This window comes from Helicobacter zhangjianzhongii (genome assembly GCF_030249855.1).
In the GTDB taxonomy this organism is placed as follows: Bacteria; Campylobacterota; Campylobacteria; order Campylobacterales; family Helicobacteraceae; genus Helicobacter_B; species Helicobacter_B zhangjianzhongii.
The window spans coordinates 83,278-108,306 of sequence record NZ_JANURN010000004.1 but is presented as its reverse complement, the minus strand read 5'-3'; the positions used below and the strand labels follow the sequence as shown (position 1 = coordinate 108,306).

The window sequence follows — 25,029 nt, the reverse complement described above, 5'->3', positions numbered from 1 at the left end:
TGTTGCAGGGCAGGCAGCTTGGCTTATAGCTTTTTAAGCCATAAGCTTCCGCCGGTATTTTTCTGGCTTAGGGGCAGTGCGGCGGCAAACTCATCTTTGTAGAGATGATTTAAGCAAGTGTTGAAAAAGACAATTTCAAAGGCAGGATTGAAGCTTAAAAATGCACGCAAGAGATAGGCTTCATTCCACGAGTTTTTGTCCCTTAGCCAATCATTTGGGTAGCTAAAGGGATAAAAAATATCGTGGAAGTGGATATATACGCCGCGTTTAAGCCTAGGGAGAATCTCAAAAAAGATTCTATTGACATCGGAGTTGATTTTGGCAATGTGTGTAGAATCTATAAATAAAATGTCATTGGCTTCAAGCTCTTCAAAAAGCTTTTCATCTATCTCTTGTAGGCGGTGAGGCAAAATGCGTGTGAGGGGAGAATCTATATCGCTTTGTTTTAAGAGAGAGTGGAGAAGGGCGGGGTAGGGCTCAATGTGGGTAATGTGCAGAGAGTTTATTTTGCCCCCCCCCCCATTAGATTCTTACCTGTGAAGAAAAGCTCTCTTACATCGTGCATAAGCGCGGAGCTAAAGCCAGAGCCTACTTCTATAATCCTTTGTGGTCGCAAGTGGCGTATCATCGCATAGAGGCAGATTCCATCGCTGTGGCAGTAGGCTTGATTGTCAAAATAGTAACGCAAATGCGGCTGCTTAGAATCTCTAAAAGGCATTTCTGCATAAAGCGTAGCAAATTTTTTCAGTAATGTCCTTTGGGATTCTAGCTTTAAGTCTATGCCGATTAAATCGCGTGGATCATAGGAGCGATTGGCAATGCCTTCTTCTATCTCTTTGGCATTGGCAATGGGCGAGTAGAAATGCCCACTTGGGACAAAATCTACTTGCCCAAAGATAGCTTGGGCTTTGCGGTAGCACTTGCGTAAAATGCTTTTAAGCGTGGGCTTTTTTGCAGGGGTGTCAAGATACATAAAAACTCCTTGTAGTTTGGGATTAGCTTGTCTTTTTACCTAGTAGGATTCTAGCTTGGCTGCGGAATCTTGCTGGGATAAGCTCGCGGATACACACGCGCGGAATAATCCAAAAAAGATATTTGAGTGCGTGGAGCAAGGGGAAAAGGCGGTTGTATTTATAGCCGATTTGGCAGTCTTCTTTAAACATCTGCCACGAGAGATGTGAGCTTACGCCCTCTAGGCTAAAGCTTGAGACCACAAGCGGGATATGATAGAAGTTCACGCCATTATTGTAAGCCTTGGCGAAAAAGTCCGTATCTCCTGCGATTTTAAAGCTTGTATCATAGCGGTAGGCTTGCATAAGGGGGGTGGCGATAAAGGCGGATTGATGGATAAAGTGGTGGCGGTATTTATGCGATTTGGTGGAGGCATAGAGGATTTTAGAGTGGGTGTCATCATAGATAAGCTGGGAGTCGCCATAAAGGATTTGGGGAGTGATTTGGGGCTGTGTTTGTAGCGAACCTTGCGTGCTTTGGTGAGAAAAATAAGCGAAAAACTCCTTTAATGCATTTGGGCTATAAAATCTATCCCCACAATTCATAAAGTTGCACCACTGCCCTGTGGCAAGCTCTGTGCCTTTATTCATCGCTTCATAGATCCCGCTGTCTTTTTGGCTTAGGAATTTAAAAGTGAGATTTTTCTCTTTATGCGTGGCTTCAAGGTAGAATCCACTTTTTTCATTGTGCGCGTGGGTTGTTTTCGCTACCCCTTTGCCCCTAGAATCCACTTTTGCGCACGCTTGTATGTGGCGCATAATTGCTTCTTTTGTGCCATCACTGCTTGCGCCATCGATGATGATGTATTCTAATTGCGGATAGTCTTGCGCGATGACAGAATCCATTGTTTCTATAATATGGGCTATATCATTATAAACAATGGTGATGACAGAAATAAGCGGGGATTGTGCTTGCGTGCTTGTATCCATTATAGTGGGCTTTCTTGATAAATTTGTGCGATTATAGCACAATGGGCGTGCGTTAGGCTAATGTTTGGGGATTGTTGAAGCTTTGAAGAGTTTGGTAAGTTTTTTTGCGATTCTTGCATATATAGATGGCTGATGAAAGGCTATGTGGAAAGCTGTGGTATCTATGGCGTGGGCTTGGGTAGAGCTTGGGTGTATGATGGGGAAAGCTAGCTCATAGCTTGGCATTGTGGCAAATTTAGATTCTCCTGTGGTGTGCGTGGCATCATCTCTATTAAATCCAATATTTTTGATCATATTATTCTTAGGATAAATGCAAAGCCCTTTGTGTTTCCATACACTATATGCCAAAGGATAGTCCCAAGTATTTATTTTGCCTTGTGCATAGGCTTTTAAGATTTTATACCAATAGCGTTTTTCTTTAACGGAGTAGAAATTATCAAGCAATCTAAATTCTGCTTCAAAGTCGCTAAATTCTAGTTGATACTTTTGCCACGCTCTAGCCCAGCTAGCCCAGCCCCAAATATGTGGGTATTTAGAAAAAAAGTAGTCTTCTTGCAGCTGTGCCTTTGGGTGCAATGTTTCTACCGAAGTATTTTTAGCAAAATCAAGTCCGCTCCAGCCACTTATCATAAAGACTTTCTGTTCATTGCTATATCGCTCTAATAACTCATCACAGAATCTAAAAAAGCTTATGCTAGGCAAGCAGTCATCTTCTAGGATAATACCCTGCTTTTCTTGCGAGAAAAACCACGATATAGCCGAGCTTACAGCGAGCTTGCAGCCTAAATTTGTATCCAAAAATCGCGTGTGGATTTTACACTCCCAAGTAATATGCTCTATAACGCGTCTGCGCAATAGCGCAGCTTGCGCTAGCTCTTTATCATCTCTAGCACCATCTTGGGCTAGATAGATGACTTTGGGCTGGACTTTGGCAATTTGTGCTAGCACAGCAAGCGTGGTGTCTAGGCGATTGAAAAAGAGTAGCAATACAGCATTTTGACAGCGATAGATAGGGGGCTGCATTATGCTGCCCTACTTGCACACACATTATTACAATAAGCGGTATTTGTGTGTATGAGTGCATAATTTAGATTATATGCTGCCCCCCCCCCTATGAGCTATCACAGATAAGCTTTTTTGCATTATTGTGGAGATTTTTTGTATTTTGTGTGCTATGCGCTTTGTTATAGTTGTTTTGTGAGTTAGCTCAAAATCCCTTATCCTCTGTAGTGCTAAAGTGGATTCTACGATTGTATCAGGGAAGAGAATGGGGAATTTTGTATTGATCTTGGAAGCATTTAAAATATTGCCATTGTCACCGCAATGCACCCCACTTCCATCAAAACCTATTTGCTTGATGTATGAAAGGCTTGGGCAGAGTGTTAGGGCATTGTGCTTATAAGCGATAAGATAATTAAATATCGCCCAAGTTTTTATCTTGCCCTTATGATTGAGCGTAAAGTGGCTAAAGTAGTCAGCCACGCTATCAAGATTGATATAAGCAATATCACTCTTGCTAAAAGAGTTTTTAAAATTCAAAGACATATCGCGCTTAAAATACTGCCATCGATCCCCCCAACTAGCCCAGCCCCAGCAGTGAGGGACTCTCCAAAAGTAGCAATCCCCTAAGCCTTGGGTATCAATGGGGTATCCCCAGCCTGCTATGCTCCATACTTTTTTTTCATTTGCATAGACTTTAAGGGCAGTATTCATATAGTCTAAAAACACAGGAGAGACAACAATATCATCTTCCAGCACAATAATGGTGCCGTGTTTGTTGATAATGCTTGTAACACCATCGATGATAGAATCCGCTAGCCCGAAATTACGCTCTCGTTGGATTAGGGTGATTGTCTTAAAGTATATGCCATTTTCATTGCTAGCAATGACTTCTTGCAAAAGCTTAGTAACCTCTAGGGCGGAGTCTTTTTGCTCTTGTGGGGCATTTTGCTTAGGTGCATCTTGGTAGATATATAGGTGGCTTTGCTTGGCTAAGAGATTGCCCTTTAGGGCTTCTAGCGTGGCTTTAGTGTGCCGTGGGCGATTGTAGGTAAAAAGCACGATTGGCGCAAGTGTAGAATCCATAAATCCTAAACCTTCTTTAAGTAAGTAAAGAGTGCATTATAGCTATCTAGCCCTTAAACTAGTGTATGTATGCGCGGTATTTATGCTAGCTTTATAACTTTTGACTTACAATGCGCCTTGCAATGCCGCGCTTAATCAAATTGCAATCGCGCTTTGCCTTTGGCTTGGTGGTGGCAGAACAATTATAAAGGACAATGATGAAAAAAGCTTATACCTCGTTTGTTTTAGGGATCACTTTTACTTTGGTGTTAGCAGTGTGTAGCATCGCATTGGCAAAGACTAGCTTCTTTAGTGCGTGGCATATTTCGCCGCTTATTTTGGGGATCGTGCTAAGTATTGTTGTGGCAAGTGTGCTGCGTGGCTTTGGGGTTAGGATCATTGATGAGTGTAGGAGTGGAGTGGATTTTAGCGGTAAAAAGCTTTTGCGCTTGGGGATTATCTTGTATGGGTTTTTTGTCTCTCTAGCAGATATACAGAGCGTGGGGCTTGCGGGCGTGGGCGTGGCGGTAGCTGTGGTAGCTGGGATACTTGTAGCAGGCTTTGTCATAGGGGTGAAAATCTTTAGGCTTGATAGGGAGCTAGCGATTTTGATGAGTGCTGGGTGTGCGATTTGTGGGGCAGCTGCGGTGCTAGCTCTAGAATCCGCCTTGCGTGCTAATGCCCAAAAAAGCGCGATAGCCATAGGCAGTGTGGTGGTATTTGGGCTTTTGGGGATGTTTGCCTACCCGATTGTGTATAGTGCTGGGCTTTTGCCCTTTAGTGTCTCGCAAATGGGCTTATATATGGGGGCTAGCTTGTATGAAGTGGCAAATGTCGTGGGAGCAAGTGATGTGCTAGGGCAAGAGGGTGCGAATATCGCTCTTATTGAAAAGATGATCCGCGTGGCTCTGCTGGCTCCTGTGCTGTTTATCGTGCCGTTTTTGTTTGATAGATATGGGCAAGGCAAAAGTGCTAAAAAGCTCTATATCCCCTATTTCGCGCTAGGCTTTGTGGCGGTGGTGATCTTGCACTCTTTTGTCGCGATCCCAGAGGCTATTGTGGGGTTTGCCCAGTTTGCTTGTATGCTGTGCTTGAGTATGGCGATGTGCGCACTTGGCTTGCAGATTGATATAAAAACTATGGGCAGTGCTAAGGGGGTGTTTGGCTTTGGGCTATTGCTTTTTGTGCTTGTGAGTGGGCTGGGGTTTGGCTTGGTGTGGATTCTAGCTTAAGTGAGATTGGGGATCTGCTTGAGTGAATAAGAAGCGGAGATATGAGTGCAAAATAGCATAAAAAAGGCGCATAGAATCTAAAAAGATTCTATGCAAAGATTTTAGAATAACGGAGCTATGGCAAAGCCTAAAGCCACAGCAAATACTATGGCTATAATGCCCGGAAGTATGAAGCTGTGGTTAAAGACAAATTTGCCAATGCGAGTAGAGCCGGTGTCGTCCATTTGCACCGCACCAAGAAGCGTTGGATAAGTAGGAAGCACAAATAATGCCGATACAGCCGCAAAACTTGCTACCAAAATATACGCAGAATCTGCGTTTGTAGCGGTGATACCAAGTGCAGCAATCACCACCGGCATAATCGCCTTAGCCGTAGCTGCTTGTGAGTAAAGCAGCATACTCGCAAAGAAAAGGGCTACTGCTAAAAGTGCGGGATAATCGCCCACAAGCTTACCGGCTAAATCACCAATCTCTGCCCTATAACCATCAACAAAAGTATTGCCAAGCCAAGCCACGCCTAAAACGCACACACACGCTGTCATCCCCGCTTTAAATGTGCTTGCATCAAGCAATTTGCCCGTTTCTACCTTGCAGAAAATCACAATCAAAGTCGCAATCATCAGCATAAAGCTCATAATCGCCCCATCGCGTGGCAATCGCACAGGGTCAATGTAGCTTTTCACTATTGCCGATAAGTTTGCCAACATTCCATCTTTTTGTGCGAAATCAGGCAAGATAGTGTTTAGCTCATTCTTGAGCGAATCTAGCTTAGATTCTATAAGCTCAAGGGCTTTTTCATTCTGCTCATTTTTAGTAATGGCAGCAATCTCATCTTTTGCCGTAACAAAGGCATTTTGTAAATTTTGTGTATCACTTGGATTTGCCTTAATCGCAGGGATAGAATCCACATAAGCTTTTTTCAAAGATTCTAGCGGTGCAACAAGGTTTTGCTTTTCTAGCTTTAGTTGCCCACTATCTTTGAACGCTAAAAGTGAAGTTGCTTCATTCTTTATAGAATCTAGCTCTTTATTGACATACACAGGGATATTTTTACTTACAAAATCTAGCATAGGCTTACGCACGACATCTGATATTGAAGTCGCATAAATCACCACGCAAAGCACACCTGCAAGAAATATCCCAACACTTAGCTTCGCACCCTTTCTTAGCTCAATATGTGCTGCACCGCTTGTGGGTTTCACAAGCCCAGCTTTTAGCCGCTCTTGATATACAGGATCTTTACTCAAATCAAGTGGGAAAAACTTGCTTACTACAAAAGCAGTCAGCATACACGCACTAAAGGTTGTGATAAGCCACACTAAAAGCAAAGTAGGATAGCTCCAGCCAAGTGGCTCTAGCACACCGGTCATATACACCACAGCCGCACTTACCGGACTTGCGGTAATGGCGATTTGGCTAGAAACCACAGCGATTGAAAGCGGGGCAGAGGGCTTAATATTTTGCTCCTTTGCCACTTCTACAATCACAGGTATCATAGAAAATGCCGTATGTCCAGTCCCTGCCAAAAATGTCAAAAAGTAGGTAACCGTTGGGGCAAGGTAGTTAATATATTTTGGATTCTTTCTTAGAATCTTTTCAGCTACTTGCACCATATAGTCTAGCCCACCAGCAAGCTGCATAGCTGCAATAGCTGCAATAACGGACATAATGATTAAGATAACATCCCAAGGAATGGCTCCGGGCTTCATACCTAAAAAGAGACAAAGCACAACGACACCAAATCCACCAGCATAGCCTATCGCCATACCGCCAAGCCGAATACCGATAAAAATAGCTCCAAGTAGCACGGCAACTTGAAGTATAAGCACTAACATTTCCATTGTAATCCTTTGGTTATTTTATATTGAAAAGCCCTAGATTCTAAAATACGCCCTAATCTCGTAGCCCACGCCATTTGATTAAAATCTAGAATCTTATTTAACTGCGTTGTCTCTTTGTCTTTGAGCTTTTGAAAAAGCGAAAATCTGTTTTAGATTACATTAAGATACTTCGCTGCGCTTAAGTATGACAAGTGTTTTAGAATCCAGATTTTAATAATTTTGCTTTTGGTGCATTGGGCTCTCACGCACAAGCTGCTTAAAGCTTATAGCGTGAGAGTTTCCTAAAGCACAAGGGCACATTTAGGCTTCACCTTTATGCTTGAGATTTTACACAAATGGCGAATTCTTTTGAAACTTCGCTTTATCCTCCGCACTCATATGAGGGTTTAGCATATTTTTTGGTTGGAAAATCTCATCTAACTGCTCTTTGCTTAAAAGCTTTCTTTCTAATGCGATTTCTTTTACCGGTTTGCCTGTTTGCAAAGATTCTTTAGCGATAGACGCAGAGTTTTCATAGCCGATATATGGGTTTAACGCAGTAACGATACCTATGCTGTTATACACAAAATCACTACATACTTTTTCATTTGCTGTGATTCCATCTACACATTTACTCGCAAGAGTAAGCATTGCGTTTCTCATCATAGAGATAGAGTTAAAGAGCCCATAGGCGATAACTGGCTCAAATACATTGAGCTGCAATTGCCCGCCTTCACTTGCAAAGCTCACAGTTACATCATTACCGATAACCGCATAGCACACTTGATTGACCACTTCTGGAATTACCGGATTTACTTTTCCGGGCATAATGGAGCTTCCGGGTTGCATTTTAGGTAGATTTATCTCATTTAGCCCAGCACGCGGTCCAGAGCTTAATAAACGCAAGTCATTACATACTTTAGAGAGTTTTACCGCTACTCTTTTTAGCACACCACTTACTTGCACATACGCGCCTGTATCTTGGGTGGCTTCAATCAAATCATCAGCAGTTTTGAAAGGGTGTCCTGTAACTTCGCAAAGGTGTTTTTGCACGATTTTTGGATAGTCTGGGTGAGAGTTTATCCCTGTGCCGATTGCTGTGCCGCCCATATTGATTTCTGTTACAAGGCTTCTTGCTTCTAGCACTCTAGTAATATCTTCGCCCATCATCACTGCAAAAGTGTGAAACTCCTGCCCTAAAGTCATAGGCACAGCGTCTTGGAGCTGTGTGCGTCCCATTTTTAGCACATCTTTAAACTCTTTTGATTTATTTTCAAAGGATTTTTTCAGCACTTCCATATCTTTTGCAAGGGCTGAAAGCTCATCATACAGGGCTACATGGATAGCTGTTGGGTAAGAATCATTTGTAGATTGAGAGAGATTGACATGGTCATTTGGGTGGCAGTGTTGATAATCACCCTTTTTATGCCCCATAATTTCTAGCGCTAGGTTTGCTACCACTTCATTTGTATTCATATTTGTGCTAGTCCCTGCGCCCCCTTGGATCATATCTACGACAAATTGATCGCGTAATTCCCCAGCGATAAGCCTATCACACGCTTTGCAAATAGCATCTTTTTTCTTATCATCTAGTAGTTTTAGCTCATTATTTGCTAGAGCTGCTGCCTTTTTTACCTGTGCAAAAGCTTTGATAAAGCTTGGGTAGCCACTGAGTTTATCACCTGTGATGTTGAAGTTTTGCAAAGCTCTAAAAGTTTGCACTCCATAATACACATCATCAGCAATTTCTAGCTCTCCTATAAAATCGTGTTCTACGCGTTTTCCCATAATAACTCCTTTGGGTGAAATGTGTTATCACAAGTGATAACTTAGGCGTAATTCTAGCTTTATAAACTAAAAATAATCTAAATCCACCCAACTTGCATCCCACTAGATCTAGATTCTAGCAAGCTTGTTTCTTGCGCCACTCGCTAAGGGCTACACCAAGCAAGGTAAGCGCGACTCCCACAAAGCCCATAAGCCCTATGCGCTCACCTAGTAAGATCATCGCCACAAAGATGGTGATAATGGGGGTTAGATAGACATAGATATTTGTCTGTATCGCGCCAATGAGCGTGGTCGCGCGATTCCACAGGATAAAGCACAGCCCAGAGGCAAAAAAAGCGACTATCAAAAGATTGATAGAGACTTTTGGATCGCTTAGGGCTGCTAGGTTTGGAGAAAAGTCAAAGAGCAAAAACCCCGGGAGCAAAAACACTATCCCATAAAAAATCATACGCCTTGTAATAAGCACCAAATCATACCCTCTAGCTAAGATCCTAACTATTAGCACCGAGTATGCCCCCCAGCCCAGCGCAGAGATCAGTGCTAGCACATCGCCCACAGGGTTAATGCTAAAGCCCTGACTAAGCAGTGCTACCCCAGCGATACACAGCACAAAGCCTAAGAAAAAGTTAATATAAGGCTTTTCTATCTGCAAGATAAAGCTAAATATCCCCGTAAATAGCGGCGCAGTAGCGATGATAATGCTCACATTTGAAGCGGTCGTTTGCTCCATAGCAAGATTTAAAAATAAGTTATATATAGCTATCCCACATAGCCCAGCACAGGCGATCCTTAGCTCATCTTGAAGTGGCAAATGCAAGTATTTTGGGCGATAGAGTAGCAAGAAGCAATAGCCTAGTCCAAATTGCAAAATCAGCAGCTCAAAGGGTGAGAAATACCCTAGCAGGATCTTCACACATACATACAAAGCCGACCAGAAAAACACACTACTTAGCGCAAAAATATGTCCCTTTATCATCGCTACTCCTTTATGGGCTTTAGTCTTAAAATAGCATTAAACCCCGCCATAGATTGTTTGCCCACAGAATTGTTTGCAATGTATCTCATACTAGAATCCACTTTTGCGTTGTGTAGTATCAAAGCTCGCTTGCAATGACAATTCAGGGCGTTTTTTCAAAAGTGGATTCTAGGCTTTCAAGTTCTGCAAGATTATGCGAGAATCTAGCAAGATACATTCGCCCTAGATCGATCCTGTGATACACCCAGCCCCATAACGCCCAGATATAATTAGCCATTAGCTTGCCATATAGCACATCTGTGTAGGTGATAATTCTTTTTGCGCTAGTGTTGTAGTGGTGCAAAAGGGCTAGAATCTGGCTTTGACTAAGCTCTAGCTCGGCGGCTAGATTCCCAAGCTCCCACTCTATGCAAGAAAATCCAGCATACTCAAAGTCAATCAAAAGTAGCTCGCCATTGCTGGCGTTATAGAGGATATTGGGCAGCTGCAAATCTCTGTGGCATAGCACTAGCTCGCGCTTATCAAGAGTCTTGGCGATAGTCATAAGCCTTTTATGCTCTTGTGGGGTGGTGAGCTTGATATGGGCTAGGGCTTGATATTTAGCGATCTCATCACAGAGCAAAATAGGCTCAAAATGCGGGTAGGTGGTGTGCTTTATACTATGCAGTGCTAGGAGCTTGCTTGCGATTTGCTCTAAAATTTCATCGCTAATTTGCGCAAAATCTAGGGGCTTATGATCGCTTAGATAATCACTCATTTTTATCCCACTGCCGTAAAATCTGGATTCTGGTGTGATGTGCAAGGGCGCGATAAGCTCTAAAATCTTTGCTTCTTTGTCTCTGTTGATGACTTGCTCGGTGTGTAGCCCGGGGATTCGTATCACTTGGGCGGTGTTTTGGAAGTGTATTAGGTAGTTGGTATTAGTAATGCCAGCAAGTCGCGTGGCTCTGCCATCATCGGCGCATTGGCAGGCGATCTCCTCTGGGGTTAGCAAGGCGTGGTAGAGTGCATCACTAAAGCTATCGATTTCTGTGTAGAGATCATCGTGGCAAAAGGCGTAGTAGTTGATTGCCCCTAGTGTATCTAGCACCGCTTGCTCCCAATAGTCATCTTTGTGGCATTGCTGCAAGGCGTGAGTAAAAATACCTATATCGCGCTCATTATCAAAATACGCGATCCCATCGCCATAGCCCTCTTTGGCATTTGTATCTATATCTAGGATTTTGTAGTTTTCATCAGTGATATAGCCCCACGCGGTGGTGTTTGGGGGGATTTTTTGCGCTAGGAATTGACAGGCGTTTTTCTTAAACAAGTGGCAAAATCCTTGCGTGATGTAGAGATCGCCATTTAGGATAATGCTCCCCTTGCATATATAGTCTTTGGCAAAGAGTAGGGACTTAGAGCTGTTGCATAGCTCATAGTCTGGGAAGACAAGCTGTGTCAAGCCCTGTGCTTTTGCTATGGGGGCAAAAAGCTCGTGTTTATAGCCGCTTACTAGGATAATGTCTTTTACACCGCTTTGTCTTAGGTGCATAATCATATTTTCTAGCAGGCTCACACCTCGGATCTCTAAAAGTGGCTTTGGCTTGGTGAGTGTCATAGGCTTTAAGCGCGTGCCTTTGCCAGCTGCTAGGATTATGGCTCTCATCGCTCGCGCTTTTTTGGAGTATGGGAGTGAAAAGTGGATTCTAGGCTTGTGGGGCTAGAATCCACTTTTTGCCAATTATGTGGATTATACATATCGCCTCTAACTTTATGGAAATTATAGAGGATAAAGGCATTAGGCTTATGGTCTTCAAATCGCCAGCCTTGTGTGCTAAATGTGATGATCTCTCTATCATTTGGGTAATGCTCTAAAATATTTGGGGCGACATTTGGGCAGCCTTTTTCAAGATTGGCGCAAAAAATCGTAGGAATATCATAATTAGCAATGAGCCTAGAGTCTTGTGCCATAGCTCCCTTGGCATTAAAAGGTTTATAAAAAAGCGGGATATGGTGCTTGCTTTTAGTGGGGAGAAAGGTTTTTTGCGCGCCGTGATCGGCTGTGATGAAAATCTCTGTATTATCATATACGCCTAGCTCTTTTAGGCGATCTAGCATTTGCGCGACCCACATAAGCGCGCATTTTTCACTATTATAATGCCCTTGTGGCAGCCCAAAAGCTTCATCATTTGGCGAGATGAAGTCTGTGGAGTCAAAGCTGCATTGCGCATTTAGGGCATAGGGATTGTGTGTGATAGAGTTGTGGATAAAGGTAAAGGTCGGGGCTGTGGCATTGGCACTGCTATGCTCTGCTAGGGCTTTCATCTCGCTAATTGGGCGAAGCGCGTAGTAGATCTGGGAGTGATTGGTCTGCAAATGCGCTGGGATAAAGAGCCACGCCCCACGCCGATACACATCGCGCCGTAGCTTGAAAGTCGATAAGCGGAAAATCCCAAAGGAGATGAGCTGATTCAGCGGGAGAGTCTGGCTCTCTTGGGTGGCATATAGCCCTCGATATGGGCTATCAAAGAGAATATTTTGCGTGCTATCAAGGAGCGGGTAGAGGTGGGCTGGGTCTGTGGGGAAATCAAGCAAGGCGCGTGTATCAAAGCCTGCTTTATGGAAGCTATTTAGCGTGCTGGCATAGCCTTGGGCTATGGCTTTGGCTAAAGGCTCTTGGCGGGCGTTGATATGATATGCTGCATAATACTCCCCTGCGATCACGCTTGTAAGGGTGGGTAGGGTATCTTCCCCACTGCTAATGGCATTGCTAAAATCAACAAACCCACTAAAGTGCGAGCGTAGCTCATTATTTAGAAGCTTGTGTATCGTGTAGCCATCGGCGCGATCAAGCAATAGCACTAAGATATTTCTATGCTCTTTAGCAAAGTCCAAAATCTTATCGCTGGTTTTTGTAGCAAGGGTAGCAAAGGCGGCGTTTTTCTGCGCATAAAGAGCTGCCTTGCTTGCATAAAAAAGCGCGCTAACTACTAGCACTATGCTTAGAATCTTATTGGCAGAGATGATGGCGCGCTGATAGCGTATGGCAAAGATTGCTAAGATAATGGTTGTGGGGATTGCGATATAGTCGATGAGCTTTTGAGTATCTGTGGCGATCACTGGGCGATCGAAGATAAAAAAGCTCATCGCCCCATAATCCCCCACGAAAATAAAGGTATAGCTAAGAGCTAGCAAAAGCAGGGCTAGCAGCAGTGTGGCTAGAGTCTTTACAGCAAGCATTGGGAGAGAGAAGATGTGATTGCATAGATAAATAAGCACAAAGCTAGCGAGCAAGTAGAATCCACAGAGACTAAGAAGCGTGGGGAGTATATCCGCTAGACTAAAGCTCCCTAGATCGCTTGTATAAAGCCCAAAAGGCGTGAAAACACACGCGAGCAAGCAGAGATTGCTAAGGATTAGGGCGATAGTGCTGCGATAGGGGGCTAGGGCTTGTGTGTCAAGCACTCTTGGTGTGCTTTTAGCTGGTGGATTCTTTGCTTTGGCGGATTTGTATAGCTCTTTTAATAGGGCAAAGCCCATATTACAAGTCCAATACAGCACCAAAGAGCTAGGCATATCATAAAGCAGCAGTAAAAAAAGCAAGGCTATGGCTATGCCCTGAATCTTTGCGCCTAGACTTTTCGCGCTATATAGGGCGTTGATAAGCGTTAGGAGGGTCATTAGCAGTGGCAAAATATGCACACTAAGCCCAAAGATCTCCACGCTATCTGGTGCTTTTAAATCGCTAATCCACAAAAAGCCCACGCCATTTAAATAGCTAGCAGACTTGATGACCTCATACATCGCCCAGAAAAATGGCAGCTGCAGCCCCAAGCCCAAAAGCCCCCTTAGCGCGTAGATAGGGTGGTAGCTATGCTGGCGGTAAAGCGTGCGCGTAAAGGCATAGAGCTTGGCTCTACTATACACGCGCTTCCACGCTTTGATCCTAGTATCTAGCATAGCTTTTAGCTCGTTTTCTTCTTTTGCCTTTTGATCAGTGTAGAGAAAGAGCTTGAGTAAAAAGAGATTGACAAGCAGGCTTAGAGCAATAATGCTTAGTCCATAATTATGTGTAAGAGTATAGAGCTGATCTAGCCCAAAGCTAAGCACTTGCTGCAAAGGATAAATGAAGAGATAATACAAATACTCGCCCATTATCTATGCTCCTTGCTTATTAGGCTTATGTGCTTTGGATACTTTGGCTTGGTGTGCGGAGAGGGGGATAGGATCTAAGCTTATTTGTGTGCTAGATTCTAGGGCTGGTGTGGCTAGGATCTTTTGTATGGCTAGGATTCTTTTGTGTAAGGGGAGATTGTGTCCTAGGCTGGATTCTAGGATCTGGCTCTCTATCGCAAGCAATGCCCGCGCACTCTGCTTACCTCCGCTTCCTTGGAAATGCCACAATTCTTGCTTCATCGCTCGCAAGCTTTCTTGCATAGAGTCTTTATCACCAAGCATAGATTCTATGATTGTGGGGAGGTGGTGGAGATCTTTTGGGTGGAATTGCTTGCCTATGCGAGGTAGCGCGCTTTGCACCCACGGAGTAGGGTAGATGTCTTCTAAATCATAGCCGATGTTGCAGAAGGTAAATTCTGGCGTTAGCACAGGCTTTTCAAACAAGCACACAAAGTCAAACAACACCCCAGAAAAATCCCCAATCATCACATCAGCAGCATCTAGGGCATAGATATTATCTCTATTGCTATCCCATACGATATTTTTGCACTGCTTGGTGTGCTCTTGTAACTCTTGCAAAATGCTAGTCTCGCTTAGGTAGCTTTGTGGGTGGGGGCGGATAATGAGCTGGAATCTTGTATTGATAAAGGGCTTTATGATAGCAAAGCCATATTTACTAAGCAGGGCTTCACGCCCCCACGAAGGAGCGATAAGGATAGTGGGAGCGGTGGGGGTGGTTGAGGTGGCAAAAGTGGATTCTAGGAGATTTAGGCTTGTTTCATCACCGCTTTGGGATTCTAGCCCGCAAGCTGAATCCTTTGAAAAAGTGGATTCTAGGGCGGCTTTGGGGCTTTGGCTAGAATCCACTTTTTGATTATGGTTTTGGGCGGCTTTTTGCTGTGGGAAAAAGGCGAATTTCTCCTGTGTTTGTCGATAGTCTTGGAGCTTTTGGGCTAGGACATCTAGGTAGGTGCAGCCTGTGATGATGACTTGCTTGTGTTTAAGGGCGCGTTTGGATTCTACTTGGCGGATAAAATCCGTGTGTATAGGGGAGTTTGTCAAAACACTATCAAAATAATCTAGCGCGAAAATCTCATAAATATCGATATGTGGAAGCGAGTGGATAATGTGGCAGTAGTGCTTGACACCCTTGCTGCGCTTGATTTGCAGCACATCTAGCTGAGGGGTAGTCATCACGACTAGATCGGCTTTTAGGCTGTTTAGCTGGGCTATGGCGGCGTTGCTATTGCTATCGCCTATGTAGGCAAATGTGGCATTTGGATTTTTGGGTGGGCTAATGTGGTAGAGATCGTAGTCTTCTTGTGATGAGGTGAGATAGGTGTAGGGATAGTCAAATTGATCTAGGGCAAGAAGAATGGGTGAGAAGACATTGTGGTATTGCTTACCCTCGCTATAAAAGACAAGCGTGTGGGTATCGCGCTTGCGCAAGGGGTTTAGAGACTCCGCCCCCCCCCTACCACGATTTGAACAGCCTTATAAAAGATACTTTTAGAGAGAAAGATGATTGAGGCAATAAGCGCGATAAATGATGATAAAAGCAGTGATCCCGTGCTTGGGTCAAGGTAGGCAAAGCAGCAGGTATAGCTAGCACAAAGTAGCAGGCTAAGTCGTGGTATGCTATGCATTTTTCCCTTTCGGTAGTGGTTTTTATGTTTGGCTTGGCGTTATTAGAGTTGCACTCATCGCGTTTGTTGTTTTCTAAAGAAATTGCACTGCGTTTGTTTTCTAAAGAAACATCGCTTCGCTTGCATTGCATTGCCACGCTCGTTATACTCGCTCGTAATGACAGATCCTTATCATCGGCTTGCGTTAGCACGGCGTGGCGATCCAAACGCAATCTTAGAATCCCAAGCAGAAAAAACGCGCAAAGGCTAGAATCCACTTTTGTAAAAGTGGATTCTAGCTGCACTCTAAAACCCCTAAAATCTCTAAGCCCTAGAATCCACATTTCTAAACATTGCCAAAATAGGCGGCTATAAACTTTAGACCCTAGCTTTCTCTAGGTAAAAGTTTATCGCAGGACCAGCTATGCCTAAAGGACCTAGAGCTTGAAAGGATTTTCTACGACTTTTTTGTGGTCGATGACATAGGGGATTAGAGCCATATGTCTGGCGCGTTTGATCGCTACTTCGACTCGCTCTTGCCACTTTTTTGTGTTGCCTGTTAGGCGGCGCGGCATAATCTTGTATCGCTCTGATAGAGAGTGCTTAAGCATATCGATGTCTTTATAATCAATAAACTCGATCTTTGCCTCTGTGTATTTGCAGTATCGTTTTGAGTATTTTTTTCTTTCCATTGTGTTCTCCTAGAATGGTATATCATCATCATTGATGTCAATGCTTGGGATATTTTGCTCATATCCGTTTCCGTTGCTCTGTCCCTGTGGTGCTTGCTGATAGGGCTTGCTTTGAAATTGGCTTTGTGGCTGCGAGTAGGATTGATTGGGGTAGGGCTGATTGGCGTAGCCTTGGCTTGGGGCTTGGTTGTAGTAGCCTTGATTTTGCTCTCCATACTCACCCCCACCTTGAGAGTCTCCCTTTCTATCAAGCATTTTCATACTCTCGCATAAAATTGAGTGCCTAGACCGCTTCGCGCCATTTTGATCCACCCAGCTCTCATACACAAGCCGCCCTTCAATCAGCACCCTGCTGCCTTTGTGGAGATACTGCTCTGCTACTTCTGCAGAGCGACCAAATATCTTCACATCAACAAAGCAAGTCTCCTCTGCCTTACTGCCATCTTGCTTATTGAAGCGATGTGTGCTAGCAAGACCAAAGGTCGAAATCGCCGTGCCCGATGGCAGATAACGCTTCTCTACATCGCGGGTGAGATTGCCTACGATGATGACTTTGTTAAACATTTTATGTCCTTTATCGGGCTTGTGCTACTGCGCTTGCTCTGCGCTGGATTCTGGGCTTGGGCTAGAATCCGCGTTTGTTTCTACGCTAGATTCTATCTTTTTAGCCTTTGGCTCTGGCTTTTTGTTTGCCCTATCGACAAGGGCTTGCCACTGCTTTTGCTCCTTTTTGCTCTCATACTTGATCACAATAAAGCGCAAAATGTCTTCATTGATACGATAGAGTCGCTCAAGCTCTAGGATAGATTGCGGCTGTGTGGTAAAGTAGATGACAAAGTAGTAGCCTCTCTTGTGCTTTTTAATTTCATAGGCGAGATTGCGCATACCCATATCTAAGCAAGTCTCGATACTACCGCCATTTTTGGTGATGACATCTTTGTAGAAGTCGATTTTTTGTCTAATCTCTTCTTCCGTCAGTGTGGGCTTTAGGATAAACATCGTCTCATAACGCTTCATACATACTCCTTGTGGTATAGCCCTTGCCATATACACCTAGATCTAGGCTGCAAGGCAGGCAAGAGCAAGAAATAAAGGCGCGATTCTAGCTTACTAAAGCTTGCAATTTGATTAAGCAGCGCAGAGATATGGACTTCTGCCCTTGCATAATGCCATTGCGCCACGCACCTAGCAGGCTAAAAATCTCTACAAACACCCCCTCTTTAATCTTCATCGCACGCTGGGAGAGAGTGTTTGCCTCTTGAAATGGCAGGGCATAGCCTAAAATCTCCTTGCTATCTGGCTTGCCGTGCAAGCGGATATACACGCCAAACAAAAAAATCTTATAAAAATACTGCTCAAGCTCGCCCACAAGTGATAGCTCACTACTTAGCCCTCCATCTAGCATACACTCAAACGCCCTTGCTATATCGCCCCTGCTAAAGAGCGTTTGCAAAAGCTCTCCTATCTCCACGCTCCCTAGCCCATAGCACAGCTGGGCTATGTCTTGCTGCGTAATGGCGCGATCTAGCAAGGCAAGCTTACTAAGCTCGGCTTTTGCTAGGGCGACATCATAGCCTTGCATAGCAAGCAGCGGCTCTAGTAAATTGCCAGCGATACTAAGCCCCAAAGCCCTTGCCTCTTGGGATAAAAGCTCCTTTGCTTCAGTGGGGCTTGGCTTGAAAAAGCGCACTTCTATCACGCCATTTTTCTTCTCATCAATGCTTTTATCACTTGCTTTTCTCGCATAAATATCTTTATGCTTAAAATGCACGCCTAGGCTTTTGCAATCGCGTGCATATTGGCTAGGGGTCTTGCTTTCAGCGCGGAAAAACGCCACGATTAGGCTGTGGTCAGGATTATGAGCTAGGGCGTTTAAAAGAGCTTTGATCTCTTTATCACTAGGCTTTTTCTCAAGCTTTAGCACCACGCATTGCGCATCGCCAAAGAGACTACTTTGAGACAAAATATCTAGCGTGGGGGCTAGGGCATATTCTCCAAAGTTAAAGACTTTAGGCTCTAGGGCATTTGCTTGCAAAAGCCTTTTAATAGTGGATTCTATGAGATATTCACTCTCGCCATAGAGTAGGCACGCACGCGGTGTGTGCGTGCGCAAAAGGGCGTCAAATTCTTTTTTATACATTAGAGCTGCCTTTTGTAGGGCGTATTTGGTGTGCATTTACTAGAATCCACATTGCGCGGGTAGATCCTACTTGGGGGCTTGATCGCCTTTAGCCGTAATGCTCGATAAAATCGCTCCAATCCTACGCGCTCTTTAGCGTGGATATGATAGTGGATATGGGCTAAATACTCGCGGATATAGTGGGGCGGGATACCGCAGGCTTTGGCGCGTGCTTGCAAGATGTAGTGCGGGATTTTAACGCGCTTTTTCACAAAGGCGCGCGCGATATTGTTGTAGAACTCTCCATAGCTGTTGTAGCAGAGCCTGCCAAAGACAAAGGGCAGGCGATGCTTCTCCCACCACACTTGCCCCATATCAATAGCCTTGCCGCCATTGAAGCGATATTGTAAGGCGCGATCGCCGATAAGCACGCGTCCGTGTAGGTTTAGCACGGTGCTTAGGGCGTTGGAAGTGTCAGACTGATAGTCCTTTTGCGGCGATTGGGCTTGTGGGCTAGAATCCGCGTTTTTACTTTGGGCTGTTTTATTGTCATTGCGAGCCGCTGCGTGAGCTGTGGCGTGGCAATCCACCCTAGAATCCACTTTTTCAAAAGTGGATTCTAGGGAATGACTACCCAAAACAAGCGAAGCGCTCGGCGATAGCCGATGTTTCTTTAGTAAAGCTGAATCTCCATTTGCAAAGCTAGATTCTAGACTTAGCACACTCCATACCGCACCTTTTGCGATGATACCTGCTTGCGTGGCTTTGTGCTTGCGGTGGGCGGTAGCTCCAGCGATAGTAGAGATGAAGCCCGCATCAATGCGGTGAAACAAAAAGGACTGATTGAGCTTTGAGGGATAGGAGCGATTAGCAAATGCCGCACTTTTGTAGCGCGTGGGGATAGGGTAGGACTTCAAAAACACATCAAAGGGTATAAGGTTTAGGTATTGGATCTTGCCAAATCGCATAGCAATCCTTAATCTAAGATGGCTTTAGCGCAAGTATAGCAGGTTGTGGCTTAAAGGTGTTTAGAGCTTGCGCCTATCTGGCGTGAGAGTCTGCGCGCTAGATGGCTAATCGCCCAAAAAAGAGCGATCAAAATCCACACAAACACCACACATAAGCCAAGGTTAGTGCAAAATGCCAGCGGTAGCTTCACCCACCACGCAAGCGGCGGAAAGTGGCGCAGTATGGGGAAGAGCAGGCTTGATGAGATGCCCTGCGCGATGTAGAAGTAAATCGCATTGACCCCAGCAAAGCGCAAGAATCTTAATGCACAATCGCAGCAAGCTATTTTTAAACCGCAAGCATAAGCTCGCACCGATTGCATTTGCCTAGAATCTAGGTTGTTATCTGGGGCTATTTGCTTGCGGAGGGATTTATGATTTTTACTATTGGCGCAGGATTCTAGGATTGTAGATGAGAAATTGCGGTTTTCAAGGCGGGAGCGCGTGCTTTTTGGTGCAACTTCCTCGCGGAAAGATTTGTGGCTTTCACTACTGCTTTTGGATTCTAGGATTGTAGATGAGAAATCGGGGCTTTGCGTAAAATTGGATTCTAAAGAAGCTTGCTCGCGGTGGGATTTGGGTGATAAAAATGGTGCTTTGCAAGGTGAGTCAAGGGAGTTACCTTGAGTGGTAATGACCGCCGACTCGCCGCAGCAATCGCCATTTTTAGCCCCAAAGCTAACGCGCTCTAGCTTCCCCCCCCCCCCCCCGTTTTGCAAGGGCTACATACACCACCAAAAGCCCCGCCAAGATCGCACAAGAAGCAAGCACATAGGGCAGAGATACGGGGAATTTATGCGCTTGGAGATCAAAGATACTAGGCAAGTGCGCAAGAGAGCCGCTAGAGTGCAAGATTATAAGCATAGCAAAGCCTCCTACCCCCACGCTCGCACAAGCTATGATGATGAGCCTTTGCCTTTGAGAGCGGATAAAGTAGTAGCTCAGCACAATCAAAGCAGTATAAAACACCAGATACTGCAGCCCCACGCCAAGGAAAGAACCCTGCCAGCTAAAGATCCCAAAAAACGCCGCGATATAAAGCCCTAGCGCAAAGCTCGCTAGCAAAGCCAGCGGCACGCGCACAAAGCTTATAATAAGTGCGCCTGCAATCATTGCCACGCAAAACACAGGCACAAACCAATACGACCCCCCAAGCACAGGTAGCGCATTTGTGCTAAAGCCGTGCAGTGTGATCGCCGCTGCGGTATTCATAAAGCTTATGTGCTTAGTGTCAATACTTACGCATAGATCATAAATAGCAATGCACACACCAAAGTAGAAAATAAGCTTCCATAAAGCGGGCAGGGGGTTTGGAGCTTTGCTATATGCTAGAGCCATTCCAGCGATAAAGAAAAAGGCGGGCACATCAATAAGCAGCGAGAGACTCTGCACCGCTTGTGGCACATAGCTTCCGCCACTCCAAAATGTCGTGTGGATAAATACCACGCCAAGCGCGCATAGTCCGCGCAATATATCTAGGGCATCATCTCTCATTTGTATCCTTTGTGGTGGTTGGGGTTATTTGGTGGCTTTGTAGGCTAGGAGTAAAAAGTGCGGATACCAGAGCTTTGGTAGGTAGTGGTAGCGCGTGGTATAGCCTAGAGCTTGTAGGGTGGATTCTAGCTTGTTTGGATAGACTTTGCAAACTTTTTCTTGATTAAACACTAGATCGTGCAGGGCATTTGCATAATGCCCAAAGATATGCCTAGAATCTATATCTTTGATGATGATTATGGGGATATGGGCTATGGACTCTAGGAGCTTTTGCGTGAAGTTTGGGGATAAGTGGTGCAGCACATCGCTTGCGAAAAATAGGTCAAATGCGTAGTGTGCAAGGGCAGAATCTAGGCTAGATTCTAGGGTGATGTTGGGGTAGGTGGTGGTGGGGGTTAGGGTGGTGTAGATAGAGTCAATGGCTATAACGATGGATTCGGCTTTTGGGCTAGAATCGTGGATTTCATCGCCGCACTTCGTCGATAGACGCTCAAGTCTTATCTCCTTGCGCGGCTCGAAAAACCCCGATTCTAGCTCCAAAATCCTAGAATCCTTTTGCGGCTCGCTTACATTTGTGGCGGTGCTAGAATCCACTTTTTGAAAAGTGGATTCTAGGGAAGTTTGCTCGCGGTGGGATTTACTAAAGAAACTGCGGCTGCGCCTTGTTTTGTGGCTTTCACTACTGCTCTGGGATTCTAGGATTGTAGATGAGAAAGGCTTGCTTTCTAAAGAAACATCGCCTAGCGGCGAGCGGTATCCCTTGTTTTGCGAACGCTCGCAAGGGCGCATACTTGGCGTATATAACTGCAGCGAGCGTGAAGCAATCAAGCCTTTATCGCTACAAGCCGAATCCTTAGTTGTCTGCCCCCCCCCCCATAGAAATATCATTATTAGCCATCATTGCAGCAAAATACTCACTAAAATACAGCGTCCCTGCGCCAAAGTCTGCGATAGTGCGAGGCACGCGAAGGTCAAAAGTGGATTCTAAGATCGCGCAGATCTCTTGGGTAGGGAGGATCACGCCTCGCGCCTTTTTGCGCAAGCGTTCTACATAGCTATTGCTAAAGCCCATAAATGCTCCTTAGTGTTGGATTAAAAGGAGCGATTATAGCGTATTATGGGCGCATAGGCTTGGCGGTAAAGCTTTTGACCCCAAAATAGTTAGCATAGGTGTTGTTGGGCCACACTTTTGGGTCTTCGCCCGGATTGCCAAAGTCGCCATAGCCCTTGTAGTAGAAAGCGAAGGTTGCAGAATCCACGACTATATCCACTTGCCCTAGGGCTTTTTGCGTGGCGATTGATGAAAGCATTGTATGCCACTTAATCCGCATATCCACATACGCGATAAGCACGAAGCTCCCATAGGCTATGCAGCTTGCAATCCCTAGTGTCGCAATGGGCTTACGCCAATGCGGATAGCGTGAAGTAAGATAGTGTAAAAACGCTAGCACCATAGCTATATGCAAAAGTGTGAAAGGCAGCGAAGTGCGCTTAGGTAGCCAGCCCATTTGGATATTGGCACTTTTATACATAAATACAGCAAAAAAGCAAAAGCCAATGCACAAAAGCATATTGCGCAAAGGAAGCTTGCTTTGCCTATGGGCTAGGAAGCTCAAATACCACGCCCACGCAAGAGCTAGCAGGAAAAATGCTCCGCTTGTGTGCTGGCGCAAGATGAGCGCGGCAATAGCTACAAGCGCGATGAAAAGGAGCTTTTGCGCTTTACTAGATTCTAGGAGATAGAGTGTGCTTGCTAGGATAATGCTTAGTGTGAGAAAAATATTTGCCTTGCCATAGACAAATTTCAGCCACGCCTTTAGCTCGCCTAGATTCATAGATAGCAGCTCGCTAAAGCTATGAAAGGGAATGCCAAGCTCCCTAAACACTGCGATACGCTTTAGCGCACCCGGGGCTAGGAAAACGATGAGAAACCCCACCACAAGCCCAGCGATCCCAGCGATATACCAAAGTGGGACTCGCTGCTTTTGATAGAGCATATACACTAATAGCCCTAGCAAAAACGCAATAGCCACGATGATAAACTCACTACTCCAGCCAGCTAGAATCCCTAGCACAAAGAGCCCCGCCCCGCAGATAAATGAGAGCTTTGGTGGGGTAGATCGCCTGCCTAGAATGTAGCTAAGCAAGATTCTATAAGGGATAAGGAAGCTAAAGATAAGCATATATGCCCAGAGGTAATTAAATGCACCAAATACGACAATAAAAATCCCACCAAATGATGAAGAGCCATCAACCATAAGGATAAAGAATATAAGCGCGATTGTGCCTAGATCTTGCAGGGTATCGCTGGGCTTTCTCCCAAAGACGATAAAGAAAAAGGCATAGATCACATAAGTGCCAACAAGCGCGTTTAGCGGGGCGAAGTAGGGCGTGGTAGCAAAGTGGCTGCCAAAGCCTGCCGCTAGCAGCTCGCCCAAACGCCCTAGCCAATTCATATACACACTAAGTGCGCCTTGCAGCAGTCCTAAGCCCCTGCCTAGGTCATCGCTTTGGGGTGGAAAGAGCGCGTTTAGCGCGTAGAGAAAGAGAAAAATACCAAAGGCTAGGGCTACTTGGTAAGAGCTTTGGCTAAAACGGGGGGGGGGGGGGCAAAGTGCGCTGCTAGCAGAAGTATTAGCGGCATTGCTAGAAGTTTGTGTCTCCATAAATATCTCCAAAGGTAAAGAAGTCTAAGGCTCGCATTATATCGCGCTAGGCTTTAGTGCAGTTAAAGTAGAATCTGCTTTTGTTTATCAAACTCTTTGTTGTCATTACAAGCCCACGCGATAGCGATTGTGCGGCAATCTGTCCTAGAATCCACTTTTTGCGTGGTGGCGTTATTTCTGTCATTGCGAGCGGATTGAAAATCCGCGTGGCAATCCATTTGCGTTTTTTCAAAAGTGGATTCTAGGGGGGTTGCCTTTTGGGCGTTTTTCTTAGAATCCGCTTGCGCACCTTTATGGATCGCCACGCCTTGCTGGCGCAAGGCTCGCGATGACAGAGAGGGGGCAGGAGAGTTGGCTCGCGATGACGATAGGGGAGTTTATCATCTCGCGATGACAGGAAAAGGGCTTCACTCACTCACAATGACAGAGAGACTTCAAAAGCTAATGCACTTATAGCTTGGTGTGTAAATACTGCTTATACGCCGCTAGGAGCATATCGCCATCGCTATACTGCGGACTCCACCCTAGCTCTGCTTGCGTGCTGCGAATATCGACAATGTATTGGCAGTCAGCTATGGCGTATTGCTCTTTATACATAAGTGGCACTCCAAGAGTCTCTAGCACACTTAGGGCTAGCTTCACACTGCCTGCGTGGGTGGGGATAAGCTTGCTTTTTGATCCTGCTTGTGTGATGAGATCGCTTAAAAGGGCTTTGATCGTGGGGGGATTGTGCGAGCCTAGGTTGTAGGCGTTGTTGGGGAAGCTTTTTTCTATGGCACAGATGATGGCTTGGGCGCAGTCTTGCACGCTAATCATTTGATAGCAGTTGCTGCCATCGCCGATAAGTGGCACGGGCAAAGAGTGGGAAATAAGCGCAAAAAGCTTAGTCAAAATCCCATACCGCCCAGCTCCTACGATGATCCTAGGGCGGAAAATGCTTGCATTTATGCCCTGCTCTCTTGCTTTGGTGATGAGATCCTCTGCTTGCACCTTGCTCGCGCCATAGTAGCCAAAGGGCGTGCGTTTGTGCCTAGAATCCACAGGCAAGTAATTTGGCGTGCCATAGACCATATCGGTGCTAAAGTAGATAAGCTTGCTCGCCCTAGATTCTAGCATTGATGTAAGCAGGGCTTGCGTGCCAGCGACATTGACTTCATAGAAATACTGCTTTAAAGCTTTCAAGCCAAAGGGCTTTAAAGGCGGCTTTGGCGCGTAAGCTCTAGCGGCTAGGTGGATAATGATGTCGCTAGAATCTAGCGCGAAATCAAAGCCCTGCAGCAAATCGCAAGGCACAAAGGTGCTGAAAGCATCTAGGGCTGGGTTTGGCACGCGATCTAGGCAGAAAATCTCTGCCTTTTGTATGCGGTTGTTAGCCATAGACTCTGCAAGGGCGGCAATCGTGTAGGAGCCCACAAATCCACTCCCACCAAGGACAATATAGCGCATAT

The 25,029-nt window shown here is 45.3% G+C and carries 24 protein-coding genes and 2 pseudogenes; 1 reads left to right on the top strand and 25 read right to left on the bottom strand.

Going from position 1 to position 25,029, the window contains the following annotated elements:
* Window positions 1-23: 23 nt before the first annotated feature.
* The 5 genes from NYG90_RS05185 to NYG90_RS05165 form a co-directional block, all read right to left on the bottom strand.
* Window positions 24-482 carry a class I SAM-dependent methyltransferase gene (locus NYG90_RS05185; protein ID WP_350338548.1) on the bottom strand — a complete coding sequence of 153 codons (459 nt, stop codon included), beginning with the start codon at window positions 480-482 and terminating at the stop codon, window positions 24-26.
* A gap of 20 nt (window positions 483-502) precedes the next feature.
* Window positions 503-973 carry a hypothetical protein gene (locus tag NYG90_RS05180; RefSeq protein ID WP_285264797.1) on the bottom strand — a complete coding sequence of 157 codons (471 nt, stop codon included), beginning with the start codon at window positions 971-973 and terminating at the stop codon, window positions 503-505.
* Window positions 974-995: 22 nt separating this feature from the next.
* Window positions 996-1,940, bottom strand: coding sequence for a glycosyltransferase family 2 protein (locus NYG90_RS05175; RefSeq protein WP_285256813.1), 945 nt, complete (start codon window positions 1,938-1,940; stop codon window positions 996-998).
* Between the two features lie 57 nt (window positions 1,941-1,997).
* On the bottom strand, window positions 1,998-2,963 hold the full coding sequence (locus NYG90_RS05170; protein WP_285264796.1) for a methyltransferase FkbM: 966 nt from the start codon (window positions 2,961-2,963) through the stop codon (window positions 1,998-2,000).
* A gap of 69 nt (window positions 2,964-3,032) precedes the next feature.
* Window positions 3,033-4,025 carry a glycosyltransferase family protein gene (locus NYG90_RS05165; RefSeq protein ID WP_285256815.1) on the bottom strand — a complete coding sequence of 331 codons (993 nt, stop codon included), beginning with the start codon at window positions 4,023-4,025 and terminating at the stop codon, window positions 3,033-3,035.
* 197 nt (window positions 4,026-4,222) lie between these two features.
* On the opposite strand from NYG90_RS05165, the gene NYG90_RS05160 reads away from it, so the two are divergent.
* Window positions 4,223-5,236 carry a YeiH family protein gene (locus NYG90_RS05160; RefSeq protein ID WP_258552217.1) on the top strand — a complete coding sequence of 338 codons (1,014 nt, stop codon included), beginning with the start codon at window positions 4,223-4,225 and terminating at the stop codon, window positions 5,234-5,236.
* A 101-nt stretch (window positions 5,237-5,337) separates the two neighbouring features.
* Here NYG90_RS05160 and NYG90_RS10535 read toward each other — a convergent pair.
* The 20 genes and pseudogenes from NYG90_RS10535 to NYG90_RS05065 all read right to left on the bottom strand — a co-directional run.
* Window positions 5,338-5,910, bottom strand: a pseudogene (locus tag NYG90_RS10535) (anaerobic C4-dicarboxylate transporter family protein); the annotation flags it as partial.
* Between the two features lie 402 nt (window positions 5,911-6,312).
* Window positions 6,313-7,077: pseudogene (locus NYG90_RS10530) on the bottom strand (anaerobic C4-dicarboxylate transporter family protein); the annotation flags it as partial.
* Window positions 7,078-7,404: 327 nt separating this feature from the next.
* Window positions 7,405-8,844: an aspartate ammonia-lyase gene (gene aspA / locus NYG90_RS05150; RefSeq protein ID WP_285256817.1), complete on the bottom strand. Its 1,440-nt coding sequence runs from the start codon at window positions 8,842-8,844 to the stop codon at window positions 7,405-7,407.
* 115 nt (window positions 8,845-8,959) lie between these two features.
* Window positions 8,960-9,820 (bottom strand): DMT family transporter, encoded by an 861-nt coding sequence (locus tag NYG90_RS05145; RefSeq protein WP_285256818.1) that lies wholly within the window; start codon window positions 9,818-9,820, stop codon window positions 8,960-8,962.
* Between the two features lie 142 nt (window positions 9,821-9,962).
* Window positions 9,963-11,468 (bottom strand): sugar phosphate nucleotidyltransferase, encoded by a 1,506-nt coding sequence (locus NYG90_RS05140; RefSeq protein ID WP_285264794.1) that lies wholly within the window; start codon window positions 11,466-11,468, stop codon window positions 9,963-9,965.
* Window positions 11,465-13,957 (bottom strand): membrane protein insertase YidC, encoded by a 2,493-nt coding sequence (yidC, locus tag NYG90_RS05135; protein ID WP_285264793.1) that lies wholly within the window; start codon window positions 13,955-13,957, stop codon window positions 11,465-11,467. Before yidC ends, NYG90_RS05140 begins: the two co-directional genes overlap by 4 nt.
* A 3-nt stretch (window positions 13,958-13,960) precedes the next feature.
* Window positions 13,961-15,427 (bottom strand): CDP-glycerol glycerophosphotransferase family protein, encoded by a 1,467-nt coding sequence (locus tag NYG90_RS05130; protein ID WP_285264792.1) that lies wholly within the window; start codon window positions 15,425-15,427, stop codon window positions 13,961-13,963.
* A 25-nt stretch (window positions 15,428-15,452) separates the two neighbouring features.
* Complete coding sequence (locus tag NYG90_RS05125) at window positions 15,453-15,947, bottom strand: hypothetical protein (protein ID WP_285256822.1); 495 nt, start codon at window positions 15,945-15,947, stop codon at window positions 15,453-15,455.
* Window positions 15,948-16,040: 93 nt separating this feature from the next.
* Entirely contained in the window at window positions 16,041-16,295 is a 255-nt protein-coding gene (gene rpsR, locus NYG90_RS05120) for a 30S ribosomal protein S18 (protein WP_023930631.1), read from the bottom strand.
* A 9-nt stretch (window positions 16,296-16,304) separates the two neighbouring features.
* Window positions 16,305-16,859: a single-stranded DNA-binding protein gene (locus NYG90_RS05115; protein WP_285264791.1), complete on the bottom strand. Its 555-nt coding sequence runs from the start codon at window positions 16,857-16,859 to the stop codon at window positions 16,305-16,307.
* Between the two features lie 24 nt (window positions 16,860-16,883).
* The gene (gene rpsF / locus NYG90_RS05110; RefSeq protein WP_285256824.1) at window positions 16,884-17,312 is read right to left on the bottom strand and encodes a 30S ribosomal protein S6; all 429 of its coding nucleotides are present in this window, start codon (window positions 17,310-17,312) and stop codon (window positions 16,884-16,886) included.
* An 85-nt stretch (window positions 17,313-17,397) separates the two neighbouring features.
* Complete coding sequence (locus NYG90_RS05105; protein ID WP_285256825.1) at window positions 17,398-18,435, bottom strand: hypothetical protein; 1,038 nt, start codon at window positions 18,433-18,435, stop codon at window positions 17,398-17,400.
* Window positions 18,435-19,382, bottom strand: coding sequence for an MqnA/MqnD/SBP family protein (locus tag NYG90_RS05100; RefSeq protein ID WP_285256826.1), 948 nt, complete (start codon window positions 19,380-19,382; stop codon window positions 18,435-18,437). The genes NYG90_RS05105 and NYG90_RS05100 overlap by 1 nt, the downstream gene beginning before the upstream one ends.
* A gap of 50 nt (window positions 19,383-19,432) precedes the next feature.
* Entirely contained in the window at window positions 19,433-20,140 is a 708-nt protein-coding gene (locus NYG90_RS05095) for a hypothetical protein (protein ID WP_285264790.1), read from the bottom strand.
* Entirely contained in the window at window positions 20,100-20,915 is an 816-nt protein-coding gene (locus NYG90_RS05090; protein WP_285264789.1) for an acyltransferase family protein, read from the bottom strand. The genes NYG90_RS05095 and NYG90_RS05090 overlap by 41 nt, the downstream gene beginning before the upstream one ends.
* 24 nt (window positions 20,916-20,939) lie before the next feature.
* Complete coding sequence (locus NYG90_RS05085; RefSeq protein ID WP_285264788.1) at window positions 20,940-21,803, bottom strand: hypothetical protein; 864 nt, start codon at window positions 21,801-21,803, stop codon at window positions 20,940-20,942.
* The gene (locus NYG90_RS05080) at window positions 21,769-21,987 is read right to left on the bottom strand and encodes a hypothetical protein (protein ID WP_285264787.1); all 219 of its coding nucleotides are present in this window, start codon (window positions 21,985-21,987) and stop codon (window positions 21,769-21,771) included. The genes NYG90_RS05085 and NYG90_RS05080 overlap by 35 nt, the downstream gene beginning before the upstream one ends.
* 43 nt (window positions 21,988-22,030) lie before the next feature.
* Entirely contained in the window at window positions 22,031-23,581 is a 1,551-nt protein-coding gene (locus NYG90_RS05075) for a DUF6056 family protein (protein WP_285264786.1), read from the bottom strand.
* Window positions 23,582-23,643: 62 nt separating this feature from the next.
* A complete protein-coding gene (locus NYG90_RS05070) occupies window positions 23,644-23,901 on the bottom strand; it encodes a hypothetical protein (RefSeq protein WP_285264785.1) in 258 nt (85 codons plus the stop codon).
* A gap of 130 nt (window positions 23,902-24,031) precedes the next feature.
* Window positions 24,032-25,027, bottom strand: coding sequence for an NAD-dependent epimerase/dehydratase family protein (locus NYG90_RS05065; protein WP_285264784.1), 996 nt, complete (start codon window positions 25,025-25,027; stop codon window positions 24,032-24,034).
* Window positions 25,028-25,029: the final 2 nt, after the last annotated feature.